25 protein-coding genes are annotated in these 24,711 nt (G+C 62.4%); 9 read left to right on the plus strand and 16 right to left on the minus strand.

The genetic code is table 11. From position 1 onward, the window contains the following. Positions 1-68 precede the first annotated feature (68 nt). From BM026_RS06835 to BM026_RS06845, 3 genes are all read right to left on the minus strand, one after another. Positions 69-800 carry a GntR family transcriptional regulator gene (locus tag BM026_RS06835; protein ID WP_093527765.1) on the minus strand — a complete coding sequence of 244 codons (732 nt, stop codon included), beginning with the start codon at positions 798-800 and terminating at the stop codon, positions 69-71. Positions 801-910: 110 nt separating this feature from the next. Then, positions 911-1,528, minus strand: a complete 618-nt coding sequence (gene yfcF / locus BM026_RS06840; RefSeq protein ID WP_092245290.1) for a glutathione transferase — start codon at positions 1,526-1,528, stop codon at positions 911-913. Between the two features lie 97 nt (positions 1,529-1,625). Continuing rightward, positions 1,626-2,162, minus strand: a complete 537-nt coding sequence (locus tag BM026_RS06845) for a DUF924 family protein (protein WP_092245287.1) — start codon at positions 2,160-2,162, stop codon at positions 1,626-1,628. A gap of 93 nt (positions 2,163-2,255) precedes the next feature. Between BM026_RS06845 and BM026_RS06850 the strand changes: the two genes are divergently transcribed. After that, positions 2,256-3,410, plus strand: a complete 1,155-nt coding sequence (locus BM026_RS06850; RefSeq protein WP_093512691.1) for an acetyltransferase domain-containing protein — start codon at positions 2,256-2,258, stop codon at positions 3,408-3,410. Positions 3,411-3,449: 39 nt separating this feature from the next. On the opposite strand, the gene BM026_RS06855 is transcribed toward BM026_RS06850, so the two are convergent. The 8 genes from BM026_RS06855 to BM026_RS06890 all read right to left on the minus strand — a co-directional run bounded on the left by BM026_RS06855 (position 3,450) and on the right by BM026_RS06890 (position 11,123). Beyond that, on the minus strand, positions 3,450-4,058 hold the full coding sequence (locus BM026_RS06855; protein ID WP_092245281.1) for a LysE family translocator: 609 nt from the start codon (positions 4,056-4,058) through the stop codon (positions 3,450-3,452). A 249-nt stretch (positions 4,059-4,307) separates the two neighbouring features. Further along, positions 4,308-5,627, minus strand: coding sequence for an OprD family porin (locus tag BM026_RS06860; protein ID WP_093527767.1), 1,320 nt, complete (start codon positions 5,625-5,627; stop codon positions 4,308-4,310). A 7-nt stretch (positions 5,628-5,634) separates the two neighbouring features. Next, the gene (locus BM026_RS06865) at positions 5,635-6,468 is read right to left on the minus strand and encodes a phosphodiesterase (protein WP_093527769.1); all 834 of its coding nucleotides are present in this window, start codon (positions 6,466-6,468) and stop codon (positions 5,635-5,637) included. 9 nt (positions 6,469-6,477) lie between these two features. Further along, on the minus strand, positions 6,478-7,509 hold the full coding sequence (locus tag BM026_RS06870; RefSeq protein ID WP_071491750.1) for an ABC transporter ATP-binding protein: 1,032 nt from the start codon (positions 7,507-7,509) through the stop codon (positions 6,478-6,480). Then, entirely contained in the window at positions 7,506-8,300 is a 795-nt protein-coding gene (locus tag BM026_RS06875) for an ABC transporter permease (protein ID WP_093512700.1), read from the minus strand. Before BM026_RS06875 ends, BM026_RS06870 begins: the two co-directional genes overlap by 4 nt. After that, positions 8,297-9,115: an ABC transporter permease gene (locus BM026_RS06880; RefSeq protein WP_093527771.1), complete on the minus strand. Its 819-nt coding sequence runs from the start codon at positions 9,113-9,115 to the stop codon at positions 8,297-8,299. Before BM026_RS06880 ends, BM026_RS06875 begins: the two co-directional genes overlap by 4 nt. After that, complete coding sequence (locus tag BM026_RS06885) at positions 9,116-10,120, minus strand: ABC transporter substrate-binding protein (RefSeq protein WP_093527773.1); 1,005 nt, start codon at positions 10,118-10,120, stop codon at positions 9,116-9,118. Continuing rightward, positions 10,104-11,123, minus strand: coding sequence for a LacI family DNA-binding transcriptional regulator (locus BM026_RS06890; protein ID WP_071491754.1), 1,020 nt, complete (start codon positions 11,121-11,123; stop codon positions 10,104-10,106). The genes BM026_RS06885 and BM026_RS06890 overlap by 17 nt, the downstream gene beginning before the upstream one ends. Before the next feature lie 334 nt (positions 11,124-11,457). Here BM026_RS06890 and BM026_RS06895 point away from each other — a divergent pair, with 334 nt between their 5' ends. Next, positions 11,458-12,555 (plus strand): carboxynorspermidine decarboxylase, encoded by a 1,098-nt coding sequence (locus tag BM026_RS06895; RefSeq protein WP_093527775.1) that lies wholly within the window; start codon positions 11,458-11,460, stop codon positions 12,553-12,555. Positions 12,556-12,583: 28 nt separating this feature from the next. Then, positions 12,584-13,828 carry a saccharopine dehydrogenase family protein gene (locus BM026_RS06900; RefSeq protein WP_033896713.1) on the plus strand — a complete coding sequence of 415 codons (1,245 nt, stop codon included), beginning with the start codon at positions 12,584-12,586 and terminating at the stop codon, positions 13,826-13,828. Positions 13,829-13,949: 121 nt separating this feature from the next. On the opposite strand, the gene BM026_RS06905 is transcribed toward BM026_RS06900, so the two are convergent. Further along, a complete protein-coding gene (locus BM026_RS06905) occupies positions 13,950-14,729 on the minus strand; it encodes an IclR family transcriptional regulator (RefSeq protein ID WP_093512708.1) in 780 nt (259 codons plus the stop codon). A gap of 215 nt (positions 14,730-14,944) precedes the next feature. On the opposite strand from BM026_RS06905, the gene BM026_RS06910 reads away from it, so the two are divergent. Genes BM026_RS06910 through BM026_RS06925 form a run of 4 tightly spaced genes read left to right on the plus strand, consistent with a single transcriptional unit; the run spans position 14,945 to position 18,406 of the window. Continuing rightward, positions 14,945-15,727, plus strand: coding sequence for an ABC transporter substrate-binding protein (locus BM026_RS06910; RefSeq protein WP_093527777.1), 783 nt, complete (start codon positions 14,945-14,947; stop codon positions 15,725-15,727). After that, positions 15,724-16,392: an amino acid ABC transporter permease gene (locus BM026_RS06915; RefSeq protein ID WP_092245245.1), complete on the plus strand. Its 669-nt coding sequence runs from the start codon at positions 15,724-15,726 to the stop codon at positions 16,390-16,392. Before BM026_RS06910 ends, BM026_RS06915 begins: the two co-directional genes overlap by 4 nt. Then, positions 16,389-17,141, plus strand: coding sequence for an amino acid ABC transporter ATP-binding protein (locus BM026_RS06920; RefSeq protein WP_093527779.1), 753 nt, complete (start codon positions 16,389-16,391; stop codon positions 17,139-17,141). Before BM026_RS06915 ends, BM026_RS06920 begins: the two co-directional genes overlap by 4 nt. After that, positions 17,138-18,406, plus strand: a complete 1,269-nt coding sequence (locus BM026_RS06925) for an NAD(P)/FAD-dependent oxidoreductase (protein ID WP_093527781.1) — start codon at positions 17,138-17,140, stop codon at positions 18,404-18,406. Before BM026_RS06920 ends, BM026_RS06925 begins: the two co-directional genes overlap by 4 nt. Positions 18,407-18,619: 213 nt before the next feature. Here the strand turns inward: BM026_RS06925 and glsB are convergent, their stop codons facing one another. Both glsB and BM026_RS06935 read right to left on the minus strand, forming a co-directional pair. After that, entirely contained in the window at positions 18,620-19,528 is a 909-nt protein-coding gene (gene glsB / locus BM026_RS06930) for a glutaminase B (RefSeq protein WP_071491761.1), read from the minus strand. A 168-nt stretch (positions 19,529-19,696) separates the two neighbouring features. Next, positions 19,697-20,107 (minus strand): hypothetical protein, encoded by a 411-nt coding sequence (locus tag BM026_RS06935; RefSeq protein ID WP_071491762.1) that lies wholly within the window; start codon positions 20,105-20,107, stop codon positions 19,697-19,699. A gap of 111 nt (positions 20,108-20,218) precedes the next feature. Between BM026_RS06935 and BM026_RS06940 the strand changes: the two genes are divergently transcribed. Further along, the gene (locus tag BM026_RS06940) at positions 20,219-21,061 is read left to right on the plus strand and encodes an AraC family transcriptional regulator (protein ID WP_093527783.1); all 843 of its coding nucleotides are present in this window, start codon (positions 20,219-20,221) and stop codon (positions 21,059-21,061) included. A 42-nt stretch (positions 21,062-21,103) separates the two neighbouring features. Here BM026_RS06940 and BM026_RS06945 read toward each other — a convergent pair whose 3' ends face one another. Then, a complete protein-coding gene (locus tag BM026_RS06945) occupies positions 21,104-22,429 on the minus strand; it encodes an LLM class flavin-dependent oxidoreductase (RefSeq protein WP_092245236.1) in 1,326 nt (441 codons plus the stop codon). Next, positions 22,426-23,364 carry an aliphatic sulfonate ABC transporter substrate-binding protein gene (locus BM026_RS06950; RefSeq protein ID WP_093527785.1) on the minus strand — a complete coding sequence of 313 codons (939 nt, stop codon included), beginning with the start codon at positions 23,362-23,364 and terminating at the stop codon, positions 22,426-22,428. The genes BM026_RS06945 and BM026_RS06950 overlap by 4 nt, the downstream gene beginning before the upstream one ends. A 245-nt stretch (positions 23,365-23,609) precedes the next feature. On the opposite strand from BM026_RS06950, the gene BM026_RS06955 reads away from it, so the two are divergent. Next, the gene (locus BM026_RS06955; protein ID WP_093527787.1) at positions 23,610-24,554 is read left to right on the plus strand and encodes an aliphatic sulfonate ABC transporter substrate-binding protein; all 945 of its coding nucleotides are present in this window, start codon (positions 23,610-23,612) and stop codon (positions 24,552-24,554) included. Positions 24,555-24,711 lie beyond the last annotated feature (157 nt).

Below are 24,711 nucleotides of genomic sequence, written 5' to 3' on the forward strand. Positions count from 1 at the left end.
CAGCCGGGCGCGAACCGCGCCACTGCCGGGCCAGTGTTGGGCAAACAGTTAACGGTGCGGATGTGCGGTCAGCGAATGTCCACGTGGTAGCGGAAGTGTTCGGCATGCCCACGGGAGCGTCGCCACTCCAGGGGCTGGCCGGCGTAGTCGCGGGCCAGGCGCTCGATCACCACCACCGGGCTGTTGACCGGTACTTGCAGCAAGCGCGCGTACACCGCGTTGACCGATTCGGCCGTGAGGGTTTCCTCGGCCGAGGCCACCACCTGCCCGCAGACACTCTCATACACCGGATACAGCAACGGGCCTTGCACGGCCAGGTCGATGTCGAGCAGCGCCTGGAAGCGTGCGCGCGGCAGCCAGATTTCTTCGGCGAGCAGCGGCTGCACGTCAAACAGACGGGTCCGGACGATGCGGATCACTTGGGCTTCGGAGGCCAGGCCCAGCGCCTCGCTGACCGCCGACGGCGCGGCCACGGACTCGACCGTGAGGATGCGGCTTTGCGGCACCTGACGCTCGCCCGACGGGCCTTGAAAACGGAAGAAGCGAAACAGCGACGACTGGAATTGCGGGCGGCGCACAAAGGTGCCACGGCCCTGCTGACGCTCCAGAATGCCCTCGCTGACCAGTGCATCCACGGCCTTGCGCACGGTACCGGTCGACAGCGCGTACTCGGCGGACAACACCGCTTCGGTGGGAATCGCTTCGCCGGGGCGCCAGCGATTGTTGGCGATCTGCTCGATCAGCTGGTCGCGCAAGCGTTGGTAAAGCGGCAGGCGGGCATCACTGGACAGCGTATTCATGGGGTCACATTCACTTTGTTATTTAGTCATATATATGAATATGACCAGAGTATTCTTCCGCCGGGTGATGCCTGTCAAGCGCCTCACCGCAGACGGAAGATGAATGGTGGTTACTGCGCCGGGCGTTGTTGCTGCACCCACGCCTGCACGGAAGGCCGCTGCCACTGGCGTCGGGCGTATGCCACCAACTCGGCAGGCACGCTGTCACCGTTGAGGATCAAGCGATTGAGCATCACCGCCAGGTCCACATCAGCGATGCACCACTCACCGAACAAGTACGGCGGATTACCCGCCAACAGCGTCTGGGCCGCACTGATCAACTTCGTTGCCGCCGCTTGAGCCACAGGCGACAGTGCGGGCATCTTCTGCCCATAGAACACCACCATCGTCGAGCGCTCCTGACGGATCGGCAGCAAATCGCTGCGCAGCCATGCCTGGACCTGCCGCGCCCTCGCCCGCTGTTTTGGATCGGCCGGATACACCGGCACTTCAGGGTAGGCTTGCTCCAGGTACTCGGTGATCGCCGACGACTCCGACAAGGCAAAGTCGCCCTCCAGCAAGGTCGGTACGCGTTGGGTCAGGGACAGTTGGGCAAAGTCGGCCGCGTGCTGCTGCGCGGCATCCAGGTCCAGGGTAACCGTGTCGAACGCCAGGCCTTTTTCGCGCAGGGTCACGAACACCGACATGGCGTAGGGGCTGGTGTACAGATGATCCACATACAGGCGCATAACGATTCTCCTTGAGGGGGAACACCACGCTACGAGATGCGCCACAAGAAAGACAATGCGCTGTTTTTATGGGGGCATTCCTGGGTGGAATACCGGGTTAACCGGCAAATCCGCCCTCGTCCAGAAAGGCACGTTCCTCATCCGTGGTCTCACGCGCCAACACCTCGTTTCGATGGGGAAAACGCCCGAATTGCTCGATGATGCGCGCGTGCTCCTTGGCCCAATGGTAGGTGTTGGCATCCAGTTGCCGGTTCAGGTCCAGGGAGCGCTGTTGATCGGCCGGGTCTTCCGAATGCTCGAACGGCAGGTAGCAGAACGCACGCAATGCCGGTTCGACCTGCCGGTCCAGCCCGGCGTCCACCATGCGCCGCGCATACAGCCGCGCCAACGGGTCGGTGGCGAACATATGGGCGGTGCCACGGTAGGCATTGCGCGGGTACTGGTCGAGCAGGATCAGCAACGCCAGGGCACCGTGCGCCGAGTCCAGCCAGCTTTCCAGCTCACGCCGGGCGGCTTGCAGATGCGCGCTGTGGAAAGTGTCGCGGAAGCTGGCGTCGAAAGCAGCGTCCTTGGCAAACCAGCGCTTGGGGCCGGCGTGTTGCCAGAAGTCGATGACATCCTGCGGCGTCGTCATGGTGAGTACCTGGAAAAATGATTTAGCTGACGGTATCAGAATCCAATGTTATAGGATAACGCTCCCTTGCCACCTTGCCCTGTGATCACGCCCATGACCGACGCTGTTCCCCTGCGCCAACGCTTGCTTTCCATCGACGCCCTGCGCGGCCTGGTGATCCTGTTCATGCTCCTCGACCATGTGCGCGAAACCTTCCTGCTGCACCGCCAGGTCAGCGACCCGATGGCCATCGACAGCACCGAGCCCGCACTGTTTGCCAGCCGCACCCTCGCCCACCTGTGCGCGCCGGTGTTTGTGTTGCTCACCGGGCTGTCGGCCTGGCTCTACGGCCAGAAGTACCAGGGCCGTCGCGATGTGTCGGCGTTCCTGTTCAAGCGTGGGCTGTTCCTGGTGGTGCTGGAGTTCACCCTGGTCAACTTTGCCTGGACCTTCCAGTTGCCGCCCAGCGTGATCTACCTGCAGGTGATCTGGGCTATCGGCGTGAGCATGCTCGCCCTGGCGGCACTGGTGTGGTTGCCGCGACCGCTGCTGGTCGTGTTGGCGCTGCTGATCATTGGCGGGCATAACCTGCTGGATGGGCTGCACTTCGAGGCCGGTTCGGCACTGCATATTCCGTGGACAATCCTGCATGAGCGCAGTTGGATCGAAGTGGGCGAGTCGCTGCGCCTGCGCGTCACTTATCCGGTGCTACCGTGGATCGGCGTGATCGCCCTGGGCTACAGCCTCGGCCCCTGGTTTGCCAAAGACATGCAGCCGGCGCAGCGCCAGCGTTATCTGTGGCTGGGCGGTGCAAGTGCATTGATAGGGTTCGTGGTAGTGCGAGCGGTCAATGGGTATGGCGAAAAACCATGGCAAGCCTATGACAACGGCGTGCAAACCCTGATGAGCTTTTTCAACATCACCAAGTACCCGCCTTCGCTGCTGTTTCTGGCGCTGACGCTGGGGATTGGGCTACTGCTGTTGCTGGCGTTCGAGAAGGCGGGAAGCAAGCGCTGGATCAGCATGCTCGCCACCTTCGGTGCAGCGCCTATGTTCTTCTATCTGCTGCACCTGTACGTGCTGAAAATCCTCTACGTCACGTGTGTGGCACTGTTTGGCCTGAATCACGGCAACTACTTCGGCTTCGACGGCATGGGCGCCATTTGGCTGGTGGCGTTGCTGCTGCCGCTGGCGCTGTACGCGCCGGTACATTGGTTCGCCGGGCTCAAAGCCCGGCGCCGCGACCTGGTCTGGCTCAAGTACCTGTAGAAACTCGATCTATGCGTGAGTCGAGGTGACAAGATCCATTCATGTTGCGACCAGATGCGCATAAAACGCGTGAAACATGAAATACGCACACACCGCCAGCGCCAGCCCCATGCACCGGTTGAACACGGTGAACGCCGACGTCCCGTTGATCCGCCGCCCCAGCACCGCCCCCAGCAGCGCATAGACCCACGGCGCGCCGAACGCCCCGAAGGCCAGCACCGCCGAGACCACGGCAATGGACGCCCCGGTGATATGCGCCGCCGGCAGCATCACACTGGTGATCGGCAACACGGCCATGATGCCCTTGGGGTTGAGCAACTGGATCACCAGGCCATTCCAGAACGTAAGGGTTCTGACGGGTGCCGATGAGGCGCTTTCATCCACCACCGTGCGTGCGGTGAACACTTGATAGGCCAGGTACAGCGTGTACACACCGCCGACCAACGAGATATACGGCAACGCGGCCTGGGAGATGATCGCCTCGCCGGTGTAGCCGAACAGCACGAACAACACCAGCATCGCGCAGCCCACGCCAATGAAGAATCCAGTGGAGCGGCGGAACTGACCGGTGAGCCCGGCGTTGAGGCCCATGAAATTCACGGGACCGGGGCTGTACATGACGCTGAAGGCGTAGAGGAAGATGTCCATGGAAACCCTGCAGTAGAAGAAGTCGAGCGAGTCTACTGAGGAGGGTCGGGGCGTATCTTGTACGTTTGTGGTCGGCCCGTACCTATCCATTACCCATACTTGAATCACAAAAACACTCACATGAGCGCGCCGAACTGCTGCCTGGCACGACCGATGGCGACCCCCTGCGTTTTATCGACTGGTGGCCAGGGGCTTGCCGTGGTGAGCGGGCTTGCCCCTCACCACAGGTTGGTGCTTTCCTCAAACCGCTTACATCAACGGAATCGAATAACTCACGAACACCCGATTCTGATCCTGGTCCCGCGCCACTTCACTGCGCGACACACCGTTGCGCCAGCCGAACCCGACGTTCTTGAACGTGCCACTCTGCACCACGTAATCCAGCGAGATATCGCGCTCCCACTCGCTGGCATCGTTGCCGTTGGCAGTGAGAATGTGCTCGCCCTTCAAGTACATCACCGACGCCTTCAGGCCCGGCACACCAAGCGAGGCGAAGTCATAGGCGTATTGGGCAAAGGCCGTGCGTTCGCCGGCCTGGATGAAGGTCTGCACGGTACGGTCGGTGTAGAGGTACAGGCTGGAACCGCCCTCCCCTTTGTTGACCAGGCCGCCCTGGTTGAGTTGGGCGAAGTTGCTGTCATCCGAGACTTGCTGGTAACCGGCGGTAACCGCGTGCGGGCCCAGGGAGTAGATGAACGCTGCGCTCCAGGTGTTGTTGTCGATTTCACCCGTGCCGTTTTTGGTATAGCCGCCGAGCTTGTAGCCTTCGGCACGGCCGGCGACGCTGCTGTTCTTGCCGTCGGAGCTGGTCTTGAAGTAGCGCAGGTCGGTTTTCAATGAGCCGTAGTCGCCCAGCGGCAATACATGGATCAAACCGGCGAAGTGCTGTTGGTAATAGTCTTCGAGGTTGGCGTAGTAGTACTGGACCAACAGGTCTTTGGTCACCTGGTAATCGGCACCGGCGTAGTTGAATTTATTGCTTTCCTGGGTGCCACCGGCCGCCGCCAGGCCGCTGCGGTCGCTGGAACCACGACCGGTGGTGTGCTGCAGTTGGCCGCCGATCAGGGTCAGGTTGTCGATGTCCTTGCTGGTGATCTGCCCGCCTTCGAACGACTGCGGCAACAGGCGCCCGTCGTTGCTCACCAGGATCGGCAGGTTCGGGCGCAGGTAGCCGTAGCGCAGTTCGCTCTTGGCGAAACGCGCCTTGGCCGTCGCGCCGCCACGGGCCCAGGTGTCGGCGGCCTTGCCGTCGTCGGTGGGGATCATCGAACTGCCCACATGACGACCGGCGCCACTGTCGAGGGTGACGCCGAGCATGCCCACGGCATCCAGGCCGAAGCCGACAGTGCCGTCGGTAAAGCCCGACTGGTAGTTGAGGATAAATGCCTGGCCCCACTCTTCGGTCTTCGACGGTGCGGCGGCGCCGTCACGGTTGTCGTTGTTGAAGTAGAAGTTGCGCAGGCTCAAGTTGGCTTTGCTGTCACTCAGAAAATCAGCCGAGGCCAGGGGGCTCAGGGCAATGCCCAGGCCGCCGGTCAATACGCTTAACACATGCAAAGTGGCTTTCATCACAACCTCAGTCAATTAATCCATGGGCGTCATAGAACGGATACGGCCCCGGGTACTCCCCGAACACGCCGTTGTGGCTGATCAAACCCTGCTGCACGCCCCAGCGATGCAACAGATAGCCCGCCGGCTCCAGGTTGAAATGCGCGGGCGCCGCTTCTTGCAAATCCAGCACGATCTGGTGGGAGGTGCCGGGGCACACACAACTCAGGCTGCCACCGAAACGCCGCTGCATCGGCCGGTGCAGATGGCCGCACAGCAAGCGTTCCACTTGCGGATGGCGGGCAACGACTTGCTCCAGGGTGCCGGCATTGATGAAGGGTTCGCGGTCCATGTGGCCGATGCCACTGATGAACGGCGGGTGATGCAGGATCAGCAGCGTCGGTGCATCCGGGCGCAACGCCAGTTGCTCGTCCAGCCAGTGCAATTGGCTATCGAGTAACTGGCCGCCGTGGCCGCCAGGAATGGTCGAGTCAAGGCCGATCAGGCGCAGTGGATGGTCGTCGACCACCCAGTCCAGCGGGCCCTCGGCCGACAACGGCAGATACGCGTGATCACGAAATGCTTCCAGTAACGGCCCACGGCTGTCGTGATTGCCCGGCACCAGGTAGCACGGCATGTGCAGGCGCGCGAGTTCGGGGTGCAGCACGGCGTATTCATCGGCGCGGCCGAAGTCCACCAGGTCACCGCTGATGACCACGATATCGGGCCGTGGGTGGCTGGCGTTCAAGTGGTCGACGGCGCGGCGCAGGGCGCCTAACGTATCGACAACCCCGTAAGTGAGACGCTGGCCGGCTTTAAGGTGCAGGTCGCTGATCTGCGCGACGAGAAACGGACGATTCACGATAGAGTCTCAAGCATTCAGGGTGAACAACATGTGCGGCGCGATCGCCAGGGCAATCGGTGCGCCGACGGCGTACAGCTGGTTGTCGCTGCTGTCGACCAGCAGCGGTTGCGGGCCGCCCACATCCACCAGCAGGCGGCTTTGCGCGCCTTGGAAGAACTGCGCCAGCAGGTGGCCGTGCAAGTGCCCTTCGCTCTCCATCACCCTCAGGTGTTCGGGGCGGCAATAGACGGTGCTGGGCAGGTTGACGTCCTGCCACGGCAACTCGCCGCCACAGACTTTCAAACCATGGGCCGATGGCTCGAGCACGGCAAAGGCATTGAGGTTGCCGACAAAGCCCGCGACGAAGGCATTGGCCGGTTTCTGGTAGATGTCACGCGGACTGGCCAATTGCGCGACACGTCCGTGCTCCATCACCAGGATGCGGTCGCCCAGGGCCATGGCTTCGCCCTGGTCGTGGGTGACGAACACCGAGGTGATGCCCAGGCCGCGCAGCAACTCATTCAGCTCGCTGCGCAGGCGTTCGCGCAGTTGCGCATCCAGGGCGGCCAGCGGTTCGTCCAGCAGCAACACTTTCGGGCGCGGCGCCAACGCACGCGCCAAGGCCACGCGCTGGCGCTGGCCGCCGGAGAGCTCATGGATGCTGCGTTTGCCGTGGTGCTGCAAGCCCACCAGTTCCAGCAACTCGTCGCAGCGCTGGTTACGCTCCACCACCGACATACCGCGAATCTTCAAGCCATAAACGATATTCCCGGCCACATCCAGGTTGGGAAACAGCGCGTAATTCTGGAACACCATGCCCACATCGCGGCGTTCGATGGGCAGGCGCGTCACGTCCTGGTCGCCGAACCACACCTGGCCCACATCCGGGCGTTCGAGGCCGGCGATCAGGCGCAAGGTGGTGGTTTTGCCACAGCCGGACGGACCGAGAATGGCCAGGGTTTCGCCGCCTTCGACGGTCAGGTTCAAGTCATGCACGGCCACAGTGCCGTCGGCGAACGCCTTGCGACAGCCTTGCAGGCGGATAGTGATAGCGGTCATCGACGCTCTCCACGGGACAAACGGGCACTGATGGCCTGCAGCGCAATCAACAGCGGCACGATCATCAGCAAAAAGATAAGGGTGTAGGCGCTGGCGATTTCCAGGCGCGCCGAGGCGTAGCTGTCGGCCAGGCCCACGGGCAAGGTCTTGGTCATCGGCGTGTGGAGCATCCAGGTCAGGTTGAATTCACCCAGGGACAAGGTGACGACCATCAGCACACCGGCCAGGATCCCGGCCCGGCAGTTGGGCACCACCACGCTGAAAAAGCGCTTGATCGGACCGGCCCCCAGGCTGGCCGCCGCTTCTTCCAGCACCGGCAGTTGCTGGCGCTGCATCACCGCCATCACCGGGCGTACCAGGAACGGCAGGGTGAACAGCACATGGCCGACCAGGATGAACAGCCAACTGCTGCGAAAACTGCCGAATTGGCCGTAGGTCAACAGCAAGGCCAACGCACTGGCCAACCCCGGCATGGCCACCGGCAGCACCATCAATTCTTCAAAGGCGCGGCTGAAGCGGTTGTTCATGCGCACCAAGGCGTAGGCCGCCGGCACGCCAATCACGCAGACGCACACCGCGCAGGCCAGCGCCAGTTGCAGCGACAACCACACGGTGGGCGAATATGCCTGCCACACCTGCATCAGCCAATCGAAGGTCAAGCCACTGGACAGACCGACGAAGAAATTGCGGGTCAGCCCGGCCAGCAGCGACATCAGCACCGGCACCAGCATGAAGGCGCACACCATCAGGGTGAACAGCAGTTGCAACACAAACAGTGATGAGCGCTTCACAGCACAGTCCCCGAATTTTTCACCAGCCGTCGCGTGAGCAGCAGCACGGCCCAGGTCACCGCGCCAAGCACCACCGACAGTGCGGCCGCCACGGCGAAGTTGGCGTAGTTGGTGAACACGTTGTAGATGGCCACCGGGGTGACGTTCAGACGCGTGCCCAAGGTAAAGGCGGTGCCGAAGGCGCCCATGGAGGTGGCGAAACAGATCGCCCCGCAGGAGGCCAGCGCCGGCGCCAGGCCTGGCACGATCACATCGCACACTACTCGCCAATGCCCGGCGCCCAGGGAATGGGCGGCTTCTTCCAGGCTGCGGTCGAGGCTCTCGCATGCCGCCATTACCGTGAGGATCACCCGTGGGATCGAGAAATACAGGTAGCCCACGAACAGCCCCGCCAGCGAGTAGGCGAAGATCCAGCGCTCACCGGCCAATTTCAGGCCCAGTGAGGCGAGCAGGCCTTGACGGCCAGCCAGCAGAATCACCAGGAAGCCCACCACCACACCGGGAAACGCCAGGGGAAACGTGAGCAATGCCACCAGCGCCGAACGCCCGAAAAACTGCTGCCGGGCGAGGAACACCCCGCTGATGCCGCCGATCAGCAGCGCCACCAGTGTCACCACCACCGCCAGCAGCAGGGTTTGCCCAAGGCTGCCCAGGTACTGCGCACTGCTGAGCACCTGCCAGTAGCCGCTGCCATGGCTGTCGCGGCTCTCGGCGCCGAGCACCATCAGGTGCGCCAGCGGCAGCAGCCAGAACGCGAGCAGCACCGCAAAGGCCGGGGCCAGCGCCCAGACTGCGTGTCTTGCCGATGCGGCCACTTACTTGACCTCGTTCAGGTAACGGGCGGCGAAGGATTCCTGCACAGCGGCCATTTTTTCGTAGTCCACCACACCGGCACGGGCGTAGTCGCTGTCGGGCAGGAACTGTGCGGCCACCTCCGCCGGCATCTTCATCGGCCGTACCGGGCGCAGGTAGGCTTTGGCCCAGAGCGCCTGGCCTTCGTCCGATAGCACGAAGTCGAGCACCTTTTCTGCGTTGGCGCGGTGCGGCGCGTTGGCCACCAGGCTCATCACGTAGGGCACGCTGATGCTGCCTTCCTGGGGAATCACGAAGGCGACGTTGGCCTTGTCTTTGTAGCGCGCGCGATAGGCGTTGAAGTCGTAGTCCACCAGGATCGGCAACTCGCCGGACAGCACCCGCGCATAGGCGGTCTGCTTGGGCACGATGGGCGCGTTTTTCGCCAGTTTCTGGAAGTAGTCGATGGCCGGCGCGAAATTGTCCAGGTCGCCGCCCATGGCGCGGTTGATCGCCACCGCCGACACGTAGCCGACGAAGGCACTGGACGGGTCGAGGTAACCGACCATGCCTTTGTATTCAGGCTTGAGCAGGTCGGCCCAGCTTTGCGGCACCGGCAGACCACCGAGCGCATCGACGTTGACCATGATGCCCAAGGTGCCGGAGTGGATCGCAAACCAATGGCCGGCCGGGTCTTTCAGCCCGGCAGGAATCTGGTCCCAGGCCTTGGGTTTGTAGGTGCCGACCACCTCGGCTTTTTGCGCCTGCAGGCCGAAGGTCACGCCGTAGTAAACGACGTCGGCCACCGGTGCGGCTTTCTCTGCCACCAACTGCGCCAGGGATTGGCCGGAGTTCTTGTTGTCCAGGGGCACTTGCACGCCGGTGCTGGCGGCGATGGCCTTGAGCTGGGTGGCCCAGTCGGCCCAGTCCGGCGGGCAGTTGTAGCAGATCGCGGTTTCGGCGGCCTGGGCCAGGCTGGCCATACCGCACAGCAGCACGGCTGCCAGGGTTTTACGGAATGCGCGCATCAGGGGTTTCCTCGTGGGGTTGAGTGCTTTCGCCCGGCCGGATATGGCAAGGCAGGCAATGGGACGTCGGGGCATGGCCGGCGATCTGCGCCAGCAGTTGGTCAATCACGGTGCTGGCCAGCAGCGCAATCGGCTGCACCACGCTGCACAGGGTCGGGTGCATCTGGGTGCCGAGGCTGATGCCATCGAAGCCCATCACCGAGAGTTGTTCGGGCACGTTCCAGGCGTTGCGGCGCAGTTCGGCGATCAGGCTGATGGCCAGGAAGTCGTTGGAGCACACCAGTGCGGTGGGTGCATCCTCGCCTTGGAGGAATGGCGCGATGGCGGCGAATTCCGCCTGGGTGTGTGCCGGCATTTCGATGACCGGACGCGCTGGCAAGCCGCATTCGCGCATCGCCTCGCAATACCCGGCGTACCGCAGGCGCGCACGGTCCGACTGCAAGGCGGGACCGGCGACCATGCTGATGCGGCGGTGCCCCGCTTCCAGCAAATAACGCGTGGCCAAGGCCATGCCCGCGCGGTTGTCCACCGACACAGCGCTGTAGCTGGGGTTACTGGGTTGGTGGTAGGCCAGCACAAACGGGGTTTTCTCTGTATTCAGGCTGCTGAGCACGACGTTGCTTTCAGCATCCGTGACCGTCAGCACCAGGCCGTCCACGCGCTGGCGCAACAACTCTTCCACCACAATGCTTTCGCGCTCGCTGTTGTAGTCGGTAGTCGCCAACAGCAGGCTGTAGCCGCGTGCACGTGCCGCGCGCTCCATGGCCTGGAACTGTTCGGCGAACACCGGGTTGAGCAGGTTGGGCACCACCACGCCGATCAACCGGGTGGTTTGCAGGCGCAATTGGCGGCCCAGCAGATTGGGCCGGAACCCCAACTCACGGGCGGCGGCGAACACCTGCTCACGGGTGGTCGGGCGCACCTGGTCGGGGGAGGCAAAAGTGCGGGCGGCGGTGGCGCGGGATACGCCGGCCAGCCGCGCGACGTCTTTCAGGTCAGTCATTGTCACTCGCTTGAGATCGATCTCATTGGCGAGGACAGTAGCGGCGGAATGTGGCAATTCGGCGGTAGGGTGATGACAGTTTGATGTCGGTGGACCCGATATACAGGGGCCAAACTGTGGGAGGGGGCTTGCCCCCGATGGCAGTGGGTCAGTACTGGATTGGGTGGCTGACACACTGCTATCGGGGGCAAGCCCCCTCCCACATTGGACCGGTGCCCATCCATAGGGTCACAAACCGGACGCAGCAAAATCCGCCCACTAACCTTTCGATTCGATCCAAGTGCGGGCACAATGCGTGTCCTTTTTTGGCAGGCACCGCCGCAGGCTCTCAAAAATGATCAAAACGCCGTACTACCTCATCGATAAACAGAAGCTTCTGGTCAACATGCAGAAGATTGCTTACGTGCGCGAACAGTCCGGCGCCAAGGCTCTGCTGGCGCTCAAGTGCTTTGCCACCTGGTCGGTGTTCGACCTGATGCAGCAATACATGGACGGCACCACCTCGTCGTCGTTGTATGAGCTAAAGCTCGGCCGCCAGAAGTTCGAAGGCGAGGCGCACGCCTACAGCGTGGCCTGGGCCGACGACGAAATCGAAGAGATGCTGGATAACTGCGACAAAATCATCTTCAACTCCATCAGCCAGCTGCAGCGCTTTGCCGAGCGCAGCGAAGGCAAGACCCGCGGCCTGCGCGTCAACCCGCAGGTGAGCAGCTCCGACTACCTGCTGGCCGACCCGGCGCGTCCGTTCAGCCGCCTGGGCGAATGGGACCCGGTGAAGATCGAAGGTGTGATCGAGCAGATCTCTGGCTTCATGTTCCACAACAACTGCGAGAACGGCGACTTCAGCCTGTTCGACAAGATGCTCGGCGTCATCGAAGAACGCTTCGGCGCGCTGCTGCACAAGGTCGAGTGGGTCAGCCTCGGCGGCGGCATCCACTTCACCGGTGAAGACTATGCCGTGGACGCGTTCTGCGCCCGCCTGAAGGCGTTCTCCGAGAAGTACGGCGTGCAGGTGTACTTGGAACCCGGCGAAGCGGCAATCACCAACAGCGCCTCGTTGGAAGTGACCGTGCTCGACACCCTCTACAACGGCAAGCACCTCGCCGTGGTCGACAGCTCCATCGAAGCCCACCTGCTGGACCTGCTGATCTACCGCCTCAACGCCAAGCTGGCGCCAAGCGAGGGCGAACACACCTACATGGTGTGCGGCAAATCCTGCCTGGCCGGGGACATCTTCGGCGAGTATCAATTTGATCGTCCGCTGGCCATCGGCGATCGGCTGTCGTTCATCGACACCGCAGGCTACACCATGGTCAAGAAAAACTGGTTCAACGGCCTGAAAATGCCGTCCATCGTAGTGAAACAACTCGACGGTACAGTCGAGGTGGTTCGTGAATTTGGTTACGACGACTACCTGTCCAGCCTTTCGTAAGCTGGCGGATAAAGGAGAGATAAAGCAATTGAAAAAGAACGTTCTTATCATTGGTGCAGGAGGTGTCGCCAAGGTGGTGGCCCACAAGTGCGCGCAGCACAACGACGAACTCGGTCGTATTGCTATCGCGTCGCGCAACATCTCCAAATGCCAGGCCATCATCGACAGCGTCAAGGCCAAGGGTAGCCTCAAGGTACCCGCCGATATCCAAGCCTTCGCGCTGAACGCCCTGGACGTGGAAGCGACCAAGGCCCTGATCCGCGAGACCGACTCGCAGATCGTCATCAACGTCGGTTCCGCGTTCCTCAACATGTCGGTTTTGCGGGCCTGCATCGACACCGGCGTTGCGTACCTCGACACCGCCATCCACGAAGAGCCGGGCAAGGTCTGCGAGACCCCGCCGTGGTACGGCAACTACGAGTGGAACCACCTGGAAGAGTGCAAACAGAAGAACATCACCGCCATCCTTGGCGTGGGCTTCGACCCGGGTGTCGTCAACGCGTACGCCGCGCTGGCGCAGCAACAGCATTTCGACCGTATTGATTCGATCGACATCCTCGACGTCAATGCCGGCTCCCATGGCAAATACTTCGCCACCAATTTCGACCCGGAAATCAACTTCCGCGAGTTCACCGGACAGGTGTGGAGCTGGCAGAACAGCCAGTGGACCAGCAACACCATGTTCGAAGTCAAACGCACCGATGACCTGCCGGTCGTCGGTTCGCAGAACCTCTACCTGACCGGCCACGATGAAGTGCACTCGCTGTCGAAAAACCTCGACGTGCCCAACGTGCGTTTCTGGATGAGCTTCGGCGAACACTACATCAACGTGTTCACCGTGCTGAAAAACCTCGGCCTGCTTTCCGAAAAACCGGTCACCACCGCCGAAGGCCTGGAAGTCGTGCCGCTGAAACTGGTCAAGGCCGTGCTGCCCGACCCGTCTTCGCTGGCACCGGGCTACACCGGCAAGACCTGCATCGGTGACCTGGTCAAGGGCACCAAGAATGGCCAGCCCCACGAGATGTTCATCTACAACGTGGCGTGTCATGAAGAAGCCTTTGCCGAGACCGACAGCCAGGGCATCTCCTACACCGCCGGCGTACCACCGGTGGCCGCAGCGCTGCTGGTGGCCCGTGGCGAGTGGGATGTGAAGCACATGGCCAACGTCGAGGAACTGCCGGCCGAGCCGTTCCTGAAGGCGCTGGATGTGATGGGCTTGCCGACTCGGATCAAAGACGAGAACGGTGATCGGGCTTGGGATGCGATTGCCTGAATAGGCAGCTGCAAGTGGGAGGGGGCTTGCCCCCGATAGCGGTGGATCAGTCACAGCTGTATTGACTGACCCACTGCAATCGGGGGCAAGCCCCCTCCCACATTGGGTTTCAGGGTGTCTGTTATTCCAGGTTACGGGCCGAGTTGCTCAGTGCCCTTGAGCATTGCAGAAGCGCCGGCGCCAACTGTTTCTCTGCATCCGCCCGAGTCCAGCGGCTGGTCGGCGCCACCACATGCACCGCCGCCACCGGTCGACCATTGGCACCCAGTACCGGCGCGCCGATGGTCATGTCGCCCAGGAACAGTTCCTGGCCGTTGACCGCATAGCCCTGCTCACGCACCTGCTGCAACGACGCCATGATTTCGTCGACTTCAGTCAGCGTCTGGCTGGTGTGGGCAATACGCTGACTGTTCTCGATCAACACCAGCGCTTCCTCCTGCGGCAACGCGCTCAAATACGCCCGCCCCGACGCCGTGCAGTACATCGGTACCCGCGAGCCGATCGGCATGTGCACCGGCACAAAGCCCGCGCTGACGAACCGTGCGATGTAGGTCATGTCGTAGCCCGCAGGCTCGGTGAGGCACGAGGTCTCGCCGGTCAGCCGGGTCAACTCCGACAGGAACGGATTCGCCACCTCGATCAACGAATGCGCATCCAGGTAACTGAAGCCCAGCTCCAGCACCCGGGGTGTGAGTTGGTAATGCCGGGTGCGGGAGTGTTTCCGAAGGTAACCCAGGCTTTCGAGGGTAAACACCATGCGCTGGGCCGAGCTTTTGGTCATGCCGGCGGCCTCGGCCACCTCTGCAAGGCTCATGCTGCGGCGCTGTGCGCTGAATGCCTTGAGCACCGACAGGCCTTTTTCCAGGGATTGGTTGTGCAGACTGTTGCGTTCTTCGGACATGGCGGACTCGCGGTCAGGTCGATCAGGCGTGGTGATATTTCTACCTCAAATCACAGAAATAGACCAATTAATATCGCATAGCGATACGAAAAGTTCATTTTGTCGATTTTCTATAGCGATATTCGATTCTAATCAATCGAAATGGCACAGAGCTTGCGATTTCATCGGCAGCCGCTTGCGGTACTGACTATCCGTTTTCCTTCTGGAGTAACCCGATGAACAGTCTTTCGCCCTTGTTTCGCCGCCTCGCCTTCGGTCTTTGCGCCACGCTGTGCGTCACCGCGGTGCACGCAGAAAGTGCGTCCTCGTACAAAGTCGGTGCAACGGCCAGTGGTTCGCCGTTTACCTTTCTCGACATCAAGAGCAACAGCATCCAGGGCGTGATGGTCGATGTGGCCGAGGCCGTGGGCAAGGCTGGCGGCTTTACCAGCCAGATCGAGCAGACCAACTTCGCTGCGCTGATCCCCTCTCTCACCTCCGGCAAGTTGGATTTTATTTCCGCCGGCATGCTCAAGACCGAAGAGCGCACCAAGGTCGTCGACTTCAGCGCCCCGGTGTACGCCTACGGCGAAGGCCTGATCATCAACGCCGACGACAACACCGCCTACCCCGACCTCATGCCTCTCAAGGATCAGGTGGTCGGCGTACAGGCCGGCACCGTCTTCTATGACCAGTTGAACAAGCTCGGCATCTTCAAGGAAATCCGCACCTACGACTCCATCGGCGAGATGGTCCGCGACCTGTCCCTGGGCCGCATCAAGGCCGCCGTGGGTGACCAGCCGGTGGTCGCCTACCAGATCCGCCAGAAGTTGTTCAAAGGCGTGAAACTCGCCCCTGACTACAAGCCCACCAACGTCGGCCAGGTGTGCCTGGTGGTGCGCAAGGGGGACGCGCAAACCCTGGAGCGCCTGAACACCGCCATTGCCAGGATCAAGGCAGACGGCACCCTCGACAGCATTCTCAAGAAGTGGGGCCTGGATACCCAGGTGCGCCCATGAAACCGGCGGAGTTCCTGCAGAACGCCCAGGACTTTTTGCCGATTCTGCTGCAAGGCGCGTGGGTGACGATCCAGATCACCGTGCTGTCGTTCCTGCTCAGCAGTGCCATCGGCCTGGTGCTGGCGTTGCTCAAGCTGTCGCCGATCCGTGCACTGTCGTGGGCGGCGAGCACCATCATCAATGTGATCCGTGGGCTGCCGATCATCGTGCAGTTGTTCTACATCTACTTCGTGCTGCCGGACATGGGCGTGCACCTCACCGCGTTCTACGCGGGCGTGATCGGCATGGGCATCGCCTACTCGGCGTACCAGGCCGAGAACTTCCGCACCGGCATCATTGCCGTCGAACAGGGCCAGCGTGAAGCCGCCGAAGCGCTGGGCATGCGCTCGGCGCTGATGATGCGCCGGGTGATCCTGCCGCAGGCGTTTCGCATCGCCCTGCCGCCGTACGGCAACACGTTGGTAATGATGCTCAAGGACTCGTCGCTGGTGTCCACCATCACCGTCGCGGAGATGACCCGCCAGGGCCAACTGATTGCCTCGTCGACCTTCCAGAACATGACCGTCTACACCCTGGTCGCCCTGCTCTACCTGCTGATGAGCCTGCCGCTGGTGTACGGCCTGCGCCGCATGGAACAACACCTGGGCCGGAGGAAAAAAGCATGATCGAGATTCGCCAACTGCAAAAACATTACGGCAGCCACCGCGTGCTGCACGGCGTAGACCTCGACGTGGCCAAGGGCGAAGTGGTATGCCTGATCGGGCCGTCGGGCTCAGGCAAATCCACCTTGCTGCGCTGCATCAACGCGCTGGAAGCCTATGACGGCGGGCACATCAACGTGTTCGGCGAAACCGTGCAGCGCGGCAGCAAGACCGTACACGCCCTGCGCAGCCGCATGGGCATGGTGTTCCAGCGCTTCAACCTGTTCCCCCACCGCACCGTGCTGGAGAACGTGATGGAAGGCCCGGTGTACGTCAAAGGCGAGCCGCCCAGGCAGGCTCGCGAAGAAGCCCTGGTGCTGCTGGAAAAAGTCGGCCTGAGCGCCAAGGCCGAGGCCTACCCGGAGCAGCTCTCCGGCGGCCAGCAACAACGCGTGGCCATCGCCCGTGCCCTGGCGATGAAACCCGAAGCCATGCTGTTCGATGAGCCCACCTCGGCCCTCGACCCGGAACTGGTCGGTGATGTGCTGGCGGTGATGCGCACCCTCGCCGATGAGGGCATGACCATGATCGTCGTCACTCACGAAATGGGCTTTGCCCGCGAAGTGGCCGACCGTGTGTGCTTCCTGCATGGCGGCTACATCGTCGAAAGCGGGCCGGCCGAACAGGTGCTGGGCAACCCGCAGCATGCGCGGACCCAGGACTTCCTGCGGCGCGTGCTGCACCCCACCGGCAACACGCGGAGCCTGTCATGAAGTCATTGTGGTCAGCGACTGCGCCCTCAGTGGTGCCGACGCCTGCGTTGAGCGAGTCGGTGAAGGTGGACGTGGCGATTGTCGGCGCCGGGTATACCGGCTTGTCGACGGCGCTGCATTTGGCCGAGCGCGGCGTCAGCGTGTGCGTACTGGAGGCCAACGAGCCGGGCTGGGGCGCATCCGGACGCAACGGTGGGCAAGTCAACCCGACGCTCAAATACGACCCGCAGCAACTGGTGCAGATGTACGGAGCGGAGCGCGCCGAACCGTTGATCTCGACTGTATCGAACTCGGCCGACCTGGTGTTCAAGCTGATCGAAAAACACGGCATCGATTGCGCGCCGGTACGCAAAGGCTGGATGCAGGTGTCGTACAGCGAAAAAGGCGTCGCGGGGTTGCACGCACGGGCAGATCAATGGGCCAGGCGCGGTGTACCCGTGCAGCGCCTGAATGCCGCAGCGGTGGCTTCGCGCATGGGCAGTGAGGCGTTTGCCGGTGGCTGGCTGGACGGTCGCGCCGGGGCGATTCAGCCGTTGGCGTATGCCCGTGGCTTGGTGGGTGCGGCGTTGGCGGCGGGTGTGCGGATCCATGGGCAAAGCGCGGTGACCGGGTTGCAGCGCCAGGGTTGCGGCTGGCAATTGCAGACGGCTGGCGGTGCGCAGGTCACGGCCGATCAAGTGGTGTTGGCCACCAACGGCTACAGCGGCAACCTGTGGCCGGGCATGGCGCAGAGCATCCTGGCGGCGAACAGTTTTATTGTCGCCACCAAACCCTTGAGCGGGCGAGCGGCGGACAGCATCTTGCCGGGGCAAGAAACCGTCTCCACCGCACAACGGCTGCTGCTGTACTTTCGCAAAGACAGCCATGGCCGCTTGCTGATGGGCGGACGCGGACTGTTCAACGACCCCACGTCACCCACGGATTTCGCCCACCTGGAACGCTCGCTGGCACTGCTGTTTCCGCAATTGGGGCCACTGGAATTCGAATATCGCTGGGCGGGCCGTATTGCGATCACGCGGGACTTCATGCCCCATGTGCACCAGCCCGCGCCAGGGTTGACGTTGGCCCTGGGCTGCAATGGCCGTGGCATCGCACTGTGTACCAGCCTGGGGCAGCAATTGGCGGGCAAGTTGTGTGATAGCCAGGCGGAGTTCGCCTACCCGGTGACGCCGTTGCAGCGCTTGCCGATGCATGGGTTGCAGCGGTTTTACATTGGCGCGGGAGTGGCGTGGTACAGCTTGCTGGATCGGCTCAATGTGAGCTGAACAGAGCCCTCACTCACACCACTCCCCATGTGAGAGTGGGCTTGCCCGCGACAGCGGTGTGTCAGCCGCTGGATGTGCTGGCTGATGTACCGCCATCGCAGGCAAGCCAGCTCCCACACTGGATCTCCTTTTCTGGGAGAACCTATTGCACGCGTAAAGCGATTAATACTCTCAATCGCCAACGGCGATCGCTCCCATGAACGGGGCGCACCCTCAAAACACCGACCACCCAATCCGCTCACTCAACAATTCCAACGCCTTCATCCCCGCCAGCGAGTTCCCCGCCGTATTCAACTCCGGCGACCACACGCACACCGTAAATTGCCCCGGCACCACCGCGACAATCCCGCCGCCCACCCCGCTCTTGCCCGGCAACCCCACGCGATAGGCAAAATTGCCTGCCTCGTCGTACAGCCCGCTGGTGGCCATGATCGAGTTGACCTGCTTGGTCTGGCGCGCCGTTAAAATCTGTTCGCCGCTGTGGGCACTCGTGCCTTCATTGGCCAGGAAGCTGAATGCCTTGGCCAAGTCCAGGCAGCTCATCTGCAAGGCGCAGTAGTTGAAGTAGCTGTGCAGCACCGCGTCCACGTCGTTGTGGAAGTTGCCAAAGGATTTCATCAGGTAGGCCATGGCCGCGTTGCGGGCGCCGTGCTGGGCCTCGGATTCGGCGACGACGCTGTTGACCAGGATCTGCGGGTTGCCCGACAGGCGCCGGACGAAATCGCGCATCGACAAGATCGGCACGGCGAAGCGCGATTGGTTGATGTCGCAGATCACCAGCGCACCGGCGTTGATGAACGGATTACGCGGGCGGCCACGTTCGAATTCCAGCTGCACCATGGAGTTGAATGGCTGCCCCGAAGGCTCATGGCCCAGGCGTTCCCAGATGGTTTCGCCACCGTGGTCGATGGCCTGCACCAGGCTGAACACCTTGGAAATGCTCTGCACCGAGAACAGTGTGTCGGCGTCACCGGCGCAGTAGGCCGAGCCGTCGTTGCCGTACACGGCGATGCCCAATTGGTTGGCAGGCACATCGGCCAATGCCGGGATGTAATCGGCGACTTTGCCGAGGCCGATCAGGGGGCGCACTTCGTCGAGGATCGACTCCAGCAGCGCCTGCATGTCTTGTCCAGTCATCTGTCTTTGAATCGGTGGTAAGCGGGGCGCGGAGGATACCTGAAACACGCAGGTCAAGCTTCATCAGGGGCGCTTCGCACCCCAACGCGGGACAAGCCCGCTCGCCACAGAGGGAGTGGGGACTCCCTCGCCGCAGCTCAATGTTGCGTGCGCTCAAAAGTGCGCCACATCCGACACCCGCTCATCCAGCACATCCCGCGCCAGTGCCCAGGCCCGGTCCCGGGATTCCACCACCAGCAACGGATAACCCCAGGCCTTGCCGAACATCGCGGCAAACGGCTTGAGCGCCAGGCGCTGCGCGGCACTGGGCTCGACCTGGATCATGCCTTTGACGTAGGTATGCAGCGCCTGTTTGTTTTTCTTCATCCAGATCGACGCTTGCTTGCGCTCCTCATGGGAGTGTTCGTGATTGTTCTCGTCCACGGATTTTTCGTGCAGCAGCAGGAACGGTTGCTGGCGGGCCAGCAGGCTTTCGAACACGGCGAAGGCATCCTCCGGCCCACCTTCATTGGGCGCATCAAAGACGATTTTCACCACCGGGAATGTTGAACTGTCGAGTCGCATGGCCGAGCTCCTTGTTGAGAACTGATCTCACTATAGGGCTCAAGCCGCTGGACGGCATTGCACAGAATAGCCAGACTGTTTCGCAATTCAGCCAACCTGCGATCCCTTTTCATGAAACATCATCGCCTCGAAATGCACGATCCGTCACTGTCCAGAGACGCCGACGTATTCTCCCGCGCCGTAGTGGCCGTAGGGGCCACCGCCACGTCGGATACCTGGGAACATACCCAGCATGCCCATCGCAAGGGCCAACTGATGTACACCTTGCGCGGGGTCATCCATTGCGAGATTGAGGCCGGTATCTGGATCGTGCCGCCGCAATGCGCGCTGTGGATTCCCGGCGGAACGCCCCACGCGGCACGGGGGGCTGGCGCTGCGGAAGTCTATTGCCTGCTGATCGACCCCGATGCCGCCTGCGCCCTGCCCCGGCAATGCTGCACGCTGGCGGTGTCGGCCCTGCTGCATGAGCTGATCAGCAAGGCGGTGAGTTTCCCGCAGCTGTATGACGAGCACGGCGCCCAGGGCCGTTTGATCAGTACCTTGCTGGATGAATTGGCCGTCGCGCCTGTTGAAGCCCTGCACCTGCCCATGCCACAAGATCCGCGCCTGCGTCGCCTGGCCGACAGCCTGCTGGCTGAACCGGCGGACAAGTCCACCCTCGGTCAGTGGGCGGTGCGCATCGGCATGAGCGAACGCAGCATGACGCGCCTGCTGCTGGAGGAACTGGGCCTGAGTTTTGGCCGTTGGCGCCGGCAGTTGCATGTAATCCTGTCACTGCAACGCCTGGCCAGGGGTGAAAGCGTGCAACGCGTGGCCCTGGACCTGGGCTATGAGAACGCCAGCGGTTTTATCACCATGTTCCGCAAGACGGTAGGCCAGCCGCCGGCGCGTTACCTGGCGGACCGCGCCGGGGCATTGAGCTCGCTGGCCCCGGCGACGATTGCGCTGAACTGAAGGGGCTGGCTACCCGGTTCTGCAGGCCTGCTCGCCACACAGTCAACTGTCCAGATCAGCCAAGCCCAAATGCTCACGCAACGTCGCCCCTTCATACGCGGTGCGGAACAGCCCCTTGCGCTGCAAATGCGGAATCACGCTCTCGACAAACTCCGTGAACGAGCCCGGCAAATACCCCGGAGAGATCACAAACCCGTCGCAACCGCCCTGCTCGAACAGCTCGGCCAGTTGATCGGCAATCTGCGCGCCGGTACCCACCAATTGCGGCACGCGCACGCTGCTGGCGAAGATGCGCCCAAGTTGTTCCAGGGTGGTTTGCGGGCCTTGCATCAACAGCTTTTCCGCCGCAGCCGGGTGGATCAACGTCGACTGGGCGATCTCGGCCAGTGTCGCCGAAAGCGGGAATGGCGACAGGTCCACATTCAACTGCGAAGCCAGTGTCACCAGTCCCAATTCCGGACGGGCCAGCGCATTGTGCCGATCGCGCTTGGCGCGGGCCTCGGCCTCGCTGCCACCCATGAACGGCATCACCGCCGTCAGCACTTTGCAGCTGTCGGCGTCACGCCCCTGCTGCACCACCTGGGCACGCACGTCATCGCGGAACGCACGCATGGCCGCCAAGTGCGGATGGATAGTGAAGATCGCCTCGGCCCAACGCGCACCGAAGCGCCGACCACGCCCGGAAGAGCCGGCCTGGATCAGTACCGGTCGGCCCTGGGGCGTGCGCGGGATATTCAGCGGGCCTTCGACCCTGAACCACTCGCCCTGGTGCTGCACCGAACGAATCAATCCAGGGTCTGCCAGCACGCCGCTTTCGCGGTTCAGTTTCAGCGCGTCCTTGCCCCAGCTGTTCCACAGTTTCAGCGCAACTTCGACAAACTCATCGGCGCGGTCGTAGCGCAGGTCGTGCTCCAGGTGCTTGTCCTTGCCGAACAGGCGACCCTCGCTGTCGTTCATCGAGGTGACGATGTTCCACGCCGCGCGGCCCCTGGACAGGTGGTCGAGGGTGGCGAATTCACGGGCGATGTGCGCCGGTTCGTAATAGGTGGTGGACCGCGTTGCGCCCAGGCCCAGCCTGCTGGTCTTGCCGACCAGGTAAGACAGGATCGGCAACGGGTCCAGACGCGTGGCGTCCTGGGCGCCGTAGCGCAAGGCCAACTCGCGCGAGCCGCCCATCTGGTCGCCCACGGCCAGGCGGTCGGCGAAGAACAGGAAGTCGAACAGCCCCTCTTCCACCACCTTGGCGACCCGCGCGTAGTACTCCGGGTCGAGGTAATTGCCAACGGTTTCCGGGTGGCGCCACACCGCGTGGCTGTGCACCACCGGCCCACTCAACAGGAACGCGGATAAATGGATCTGGCGGCTCATGGCTTGGGCGTCCACACGGTGATGGCGCTGACCTGCAACGGCTTGGGAATCAGCTTGGCGGCGTAATAGGTGTCGGCGATGCGCTGTTGCTCGGCGAGGTTGTCCAGCTTGACCGGGATGATGTCGTAGCTGCGACGGCTATTGGCGCGCTCGACCGTGGCCGGGGCGATATTGCCCCACAGCGGGCCAAGGATGGCGGCGGCTTCCTTGGGATGGGCCTTCACCCATTGGCCGGTCTCGCGCAGGATGTCGAAGGTCACCTGCAACACGTCCGGGTGGGCCTTGGCGAACGTCGTCGTCGCCAGATAGAAACGGTTGTAGTCGGCCAGGCCGTCCTTGCCGTCGGCGATTACCCGCACATGGTGATCCAACTGTTGGGTGGCGAAGAACGGGTCCCAGATCACCCACGCGTCGACACTGCCATTAGCGAAGGCCGCGCCGCCATCCGGGGCTTCCAGGTAACGCGGGGTGATATCGGCCAGGGTCAGCCCGGCCTTTTTCAACGCCGAGATCAGCAGGTAGTTGCTGCCCGAGCCCTTGGACACGGCAACGGTCTTGCCCTTGAGGTCGGCGATGCTGTGGATCGGCGACGGGTCCTGAACGATGATCGCCTGGGCGCCCGGCGATGCGTTTTCCTGGGCGTAATAGGTCAGCGGTGCATCGGCGGCCTGGGTAAACAGCGCGAATGCGTCAGCCACATCGGCGTGCAGGTCGACGCTGCCGGCATTCAGCGAGCTAAGCAGGCCGGTGCTGAATTCATGCCAGTTCACCGTGAAGCCCAGGGGCTTGAGGCGCTGTTCCAACTGGCCATTTTGCTTGAGCAGGATCCACAGGGTGGATGAGCGCTGGTAGCTGATATCCAGGGTTTGCTCGGCCTGGGCCGCCGTGGCGGCGAACAGCAGGCTGGCGGCGACGATTAGGTTTTTGAACGTCATGGGAGGCCTTGGCGAGGAAGAAATGAAGGGCGCTGCTTATGCCAAAAAACCGCGTCAGGCCTGGCAATAAAGCTTGTTCGATTATATTAACGATGAGCAATGATGAAAGAATCTTATAATTCTATGGTTATGCCCAATTCATAGGCGGCAGGGAAAAGCGTCCTAAGCTCAGATCGAAAGAGTATTTAACGAATAGTTTTTAGAACTTTAAGCTCAGGCCTATTTCGTCACAGATCGAGCTCGCCATGTCCCTACCTCACCCCTTCGCCGCACTCCTCGGCTTGCTGGCTCTGTCCGTCGCCATCAGCGCGCAGGCCCAGGAAACCGTACGCATCGGTTACCAGAAGTCCTCGACCCTGATCACCCTGCTGAAAACCCAGGGCACCCTGGAAAAAGCCCTCAAGGCCGACAACATCGACGTGAGTTGGCACGAGTTCCCCAGCGGCCTGCCGCTGCTCGAAGCACTGAACGTGGGCAATGTGGATATCAGCGCCGACGTGGCCGACACCGTGCCGATCTTCGCCCAGGCGGCCCAGGCCAAACTCACCTACTTCGCCCAGGAAGCGCCCTCGCCCGCGGCCCAGGCCATCGTGGTACGCAAGGACTCGCCGATCCAGAACCTGGCGGACCTCAAGGGCAAGAAGATCGCCGTGACCAAGGCCGCTGGCACCCACTACTTGCTGATCGCCGCACTGGCCAAGGCGGGGCTGGCCTTTTCGGATATCGAACCGGCCTACCTGTCACCCGCCGACGGTCGCGCGGCGTTCGAGAACAACAAGGTGGACGCCTGGGTTACCTGGGAACCCTTCCTGACCAGCGTGCAGCGCCAATTGCCCACACGCACCCTGGCGGACGGCGCAGGGCTGGCCAGCTACAAGCGTTACTACCTGACCGGTACGCCGTACGCCAAGGCGCACCCGGAAGTATTGAGGGTGGTGTACGAGCAGTTGGAAAAAGCCGGGCAGTGGGTGAAAACCCACCCCCAGGATGCGGCCAAGGTGCTGGGGCCGTTGTGGGGCAACCTGGATGTAGCGACGGTGGAAGCAGCCAATGCGCACCGCAGCTACCTGGTGCAACCGGTGACGCTCGATCAGTTGGGCGAACAGCAAAAAATCGCCGATGCGTTCTTCAAGGCGGGGTTATTGCCCAAGGCGGTGGATGCCAAGGATGTACAGACCTGGAAGCCTTGAGGGCGTAACAGGGAATACTGCAACTGTGGCGAGCGGGCTTGCCCCGCGTTGGGTTGCGAAGCGACCCTGGAAGGAGGAATGCGGTGAGTCAGGCACTCTTCGGCCGCTGGTGTGGGGGCTGCTTCGCAGCCCGACGCGGGGCAAGCCCGCTCGCCAC

It is taken from the genome of Pseudomonas sp. NFPP24 (assembly GCF_900112095.1).
Classification (GTDB): Bacteria; Pseudomonadota; Gammaproteobacteria; order Pseudomonadales; family Pseudomonadaceae; genus Aquipseudomonas; species Aquipseudomonas extremorientalis.

Coding starts and splice junctions, on each gene's coding strand:
- BM026_RS06940 (WP_093527783.1), top strand. CDS start 20,219: ATGAAACATCATCGCCTCGAAATGCACGATCCGTCACTGTCCAGAGAC.
- BM026_RS06845 (WP_092245287.1), bottom strand. CDS start 2,162: ATGACGACGCCGCAGGATGTCATCGACTTCTGGCAACACGCCGGCCCC.
- BM026_RS06835 (WP_093527765.1), bottom strand. CDS start 800: ATGAATACGCTGTCCAGTGATGCCCGCCTGCCGCTTTACCAACGCTTG.
- BM026_RS06950 (WP_093527785.1), bottom strand. CDS start 23,364: ATGACGTTCAAAAACCTAATCGTCGCCGCCAGCCTGCTGTTCGCCGCC.
- BM026_RS06890 (WP_071491754.1), bottom strand. CDS start 11,123: ATGACTGACCTGAAAGACGTCGCGCGGCTGGCCGGCGTATCCCGCGCC.
- BM026_RS06860 (WP_093527767.1), bottom strand. CDS start 5,627: ATGAAAGCCACTTTGCATGTGTTAAGCGTATTGACCGGCGGCCTGGGC.
- BM026_RS06885 (WP_093527773.1), bottom strand. CDS start 10,120: ATGCGCGCATTCCGTAAAACCCTGGCAGCCGTGCTGCTGTGCGGTATG.
- BM026_RS06905 (WP_093512708.1), bottom strand. CDS start 14,729: ATGTCCGAAGAACGCAACAGTCTGCACAACCAATCCCTGGAAAAAGGC.
- BM026_RS06945 (WP_092245236.1), bottom strand. CDS start 22,429: ATGAGCCGCCAGATCCATTTATCCGCGTTCCTGTTGAGTGGGCCGGTG.
- BM026_RS06920 (WP_093527779.1), top strand. CDS start 16,389: ATGATCGAGATTCGCCAACTGCAAAAACATTACGGCAGCCACCGCGTG.
- BM026_RS06925 (WP_093527781.1), top strand. CDS start 17,138: ATGAAGTCATTGTGGTCAGCGACTGCGCCCTCAGTGGTGCCGACGCCT.
- BM026_RS06850 (WP_093512691.1), top strand. CDS start 2,256: ATGACCGACGCTGTTCCCCTGCGCCAACGCTTGCTTTCCATCGACGCC.
- glsB (WP_071491761.1), bottom strand. CDS start 19,528: ATGCAGGCGCTGCTGGAGTCGATCCTCGACGAAGTGCGCCCCCTGATC.
- BM026_RS06915 (WP_092245245.1), top strand. CDS start 15,724: ATGAAACCGGCGGAGTTCCTGCAGAACGCCCAGGACTTTTTGCCGATT.
- BM026_RS06855 (WP_092245281.1), bottom strand. CDS start 4,058: ATGGACATCTTCCTCTACGCCTTCAGCGTCATGTACAGCCCCGGTCCC.
- BM026_RS06895 (WP_093527775.1), top strand. CDS start 11,458: ATGATCAAAACGCCGTACTACCTCATCGATAAACAGAAGCTTCTGGTC.
- BM026_RS06910 (WP_093527777.1), top strand. CDS start 14,945: ATGAACAGTCTTTCGCCCTTGTTTCGCCGCCTCGCCTTCGGTCTTTGC.
- BM026_RS06870 (WP_071491750.1), bottom strand. CDS start 7,509: ATGACCGCTATCACTATCCGCCTGCAAGGCTGTCGCAAGGCGTTCGCC.
- yfcF (WP_092245290.1), bottom strand. CDS start 1,528: ATGCGCCTGTATGTGGATCATCTGTACACCAGCCCCTACGCCATGTCG.
- BM026_RS06955 (WP_093527787.1), top strand. CDS start 23,610: ATGTCCCTACCTCACCCCTTCGCCGCACTCCTCGGCTTGCTGGCTCTG.
- BM026_RS06935 (WP_071491762.1), bottom strand. CDS start 20,107: ATGCGACTCGACAGTTCAACATTCCCGGTGGTGAAAATCGTCTTTGAT.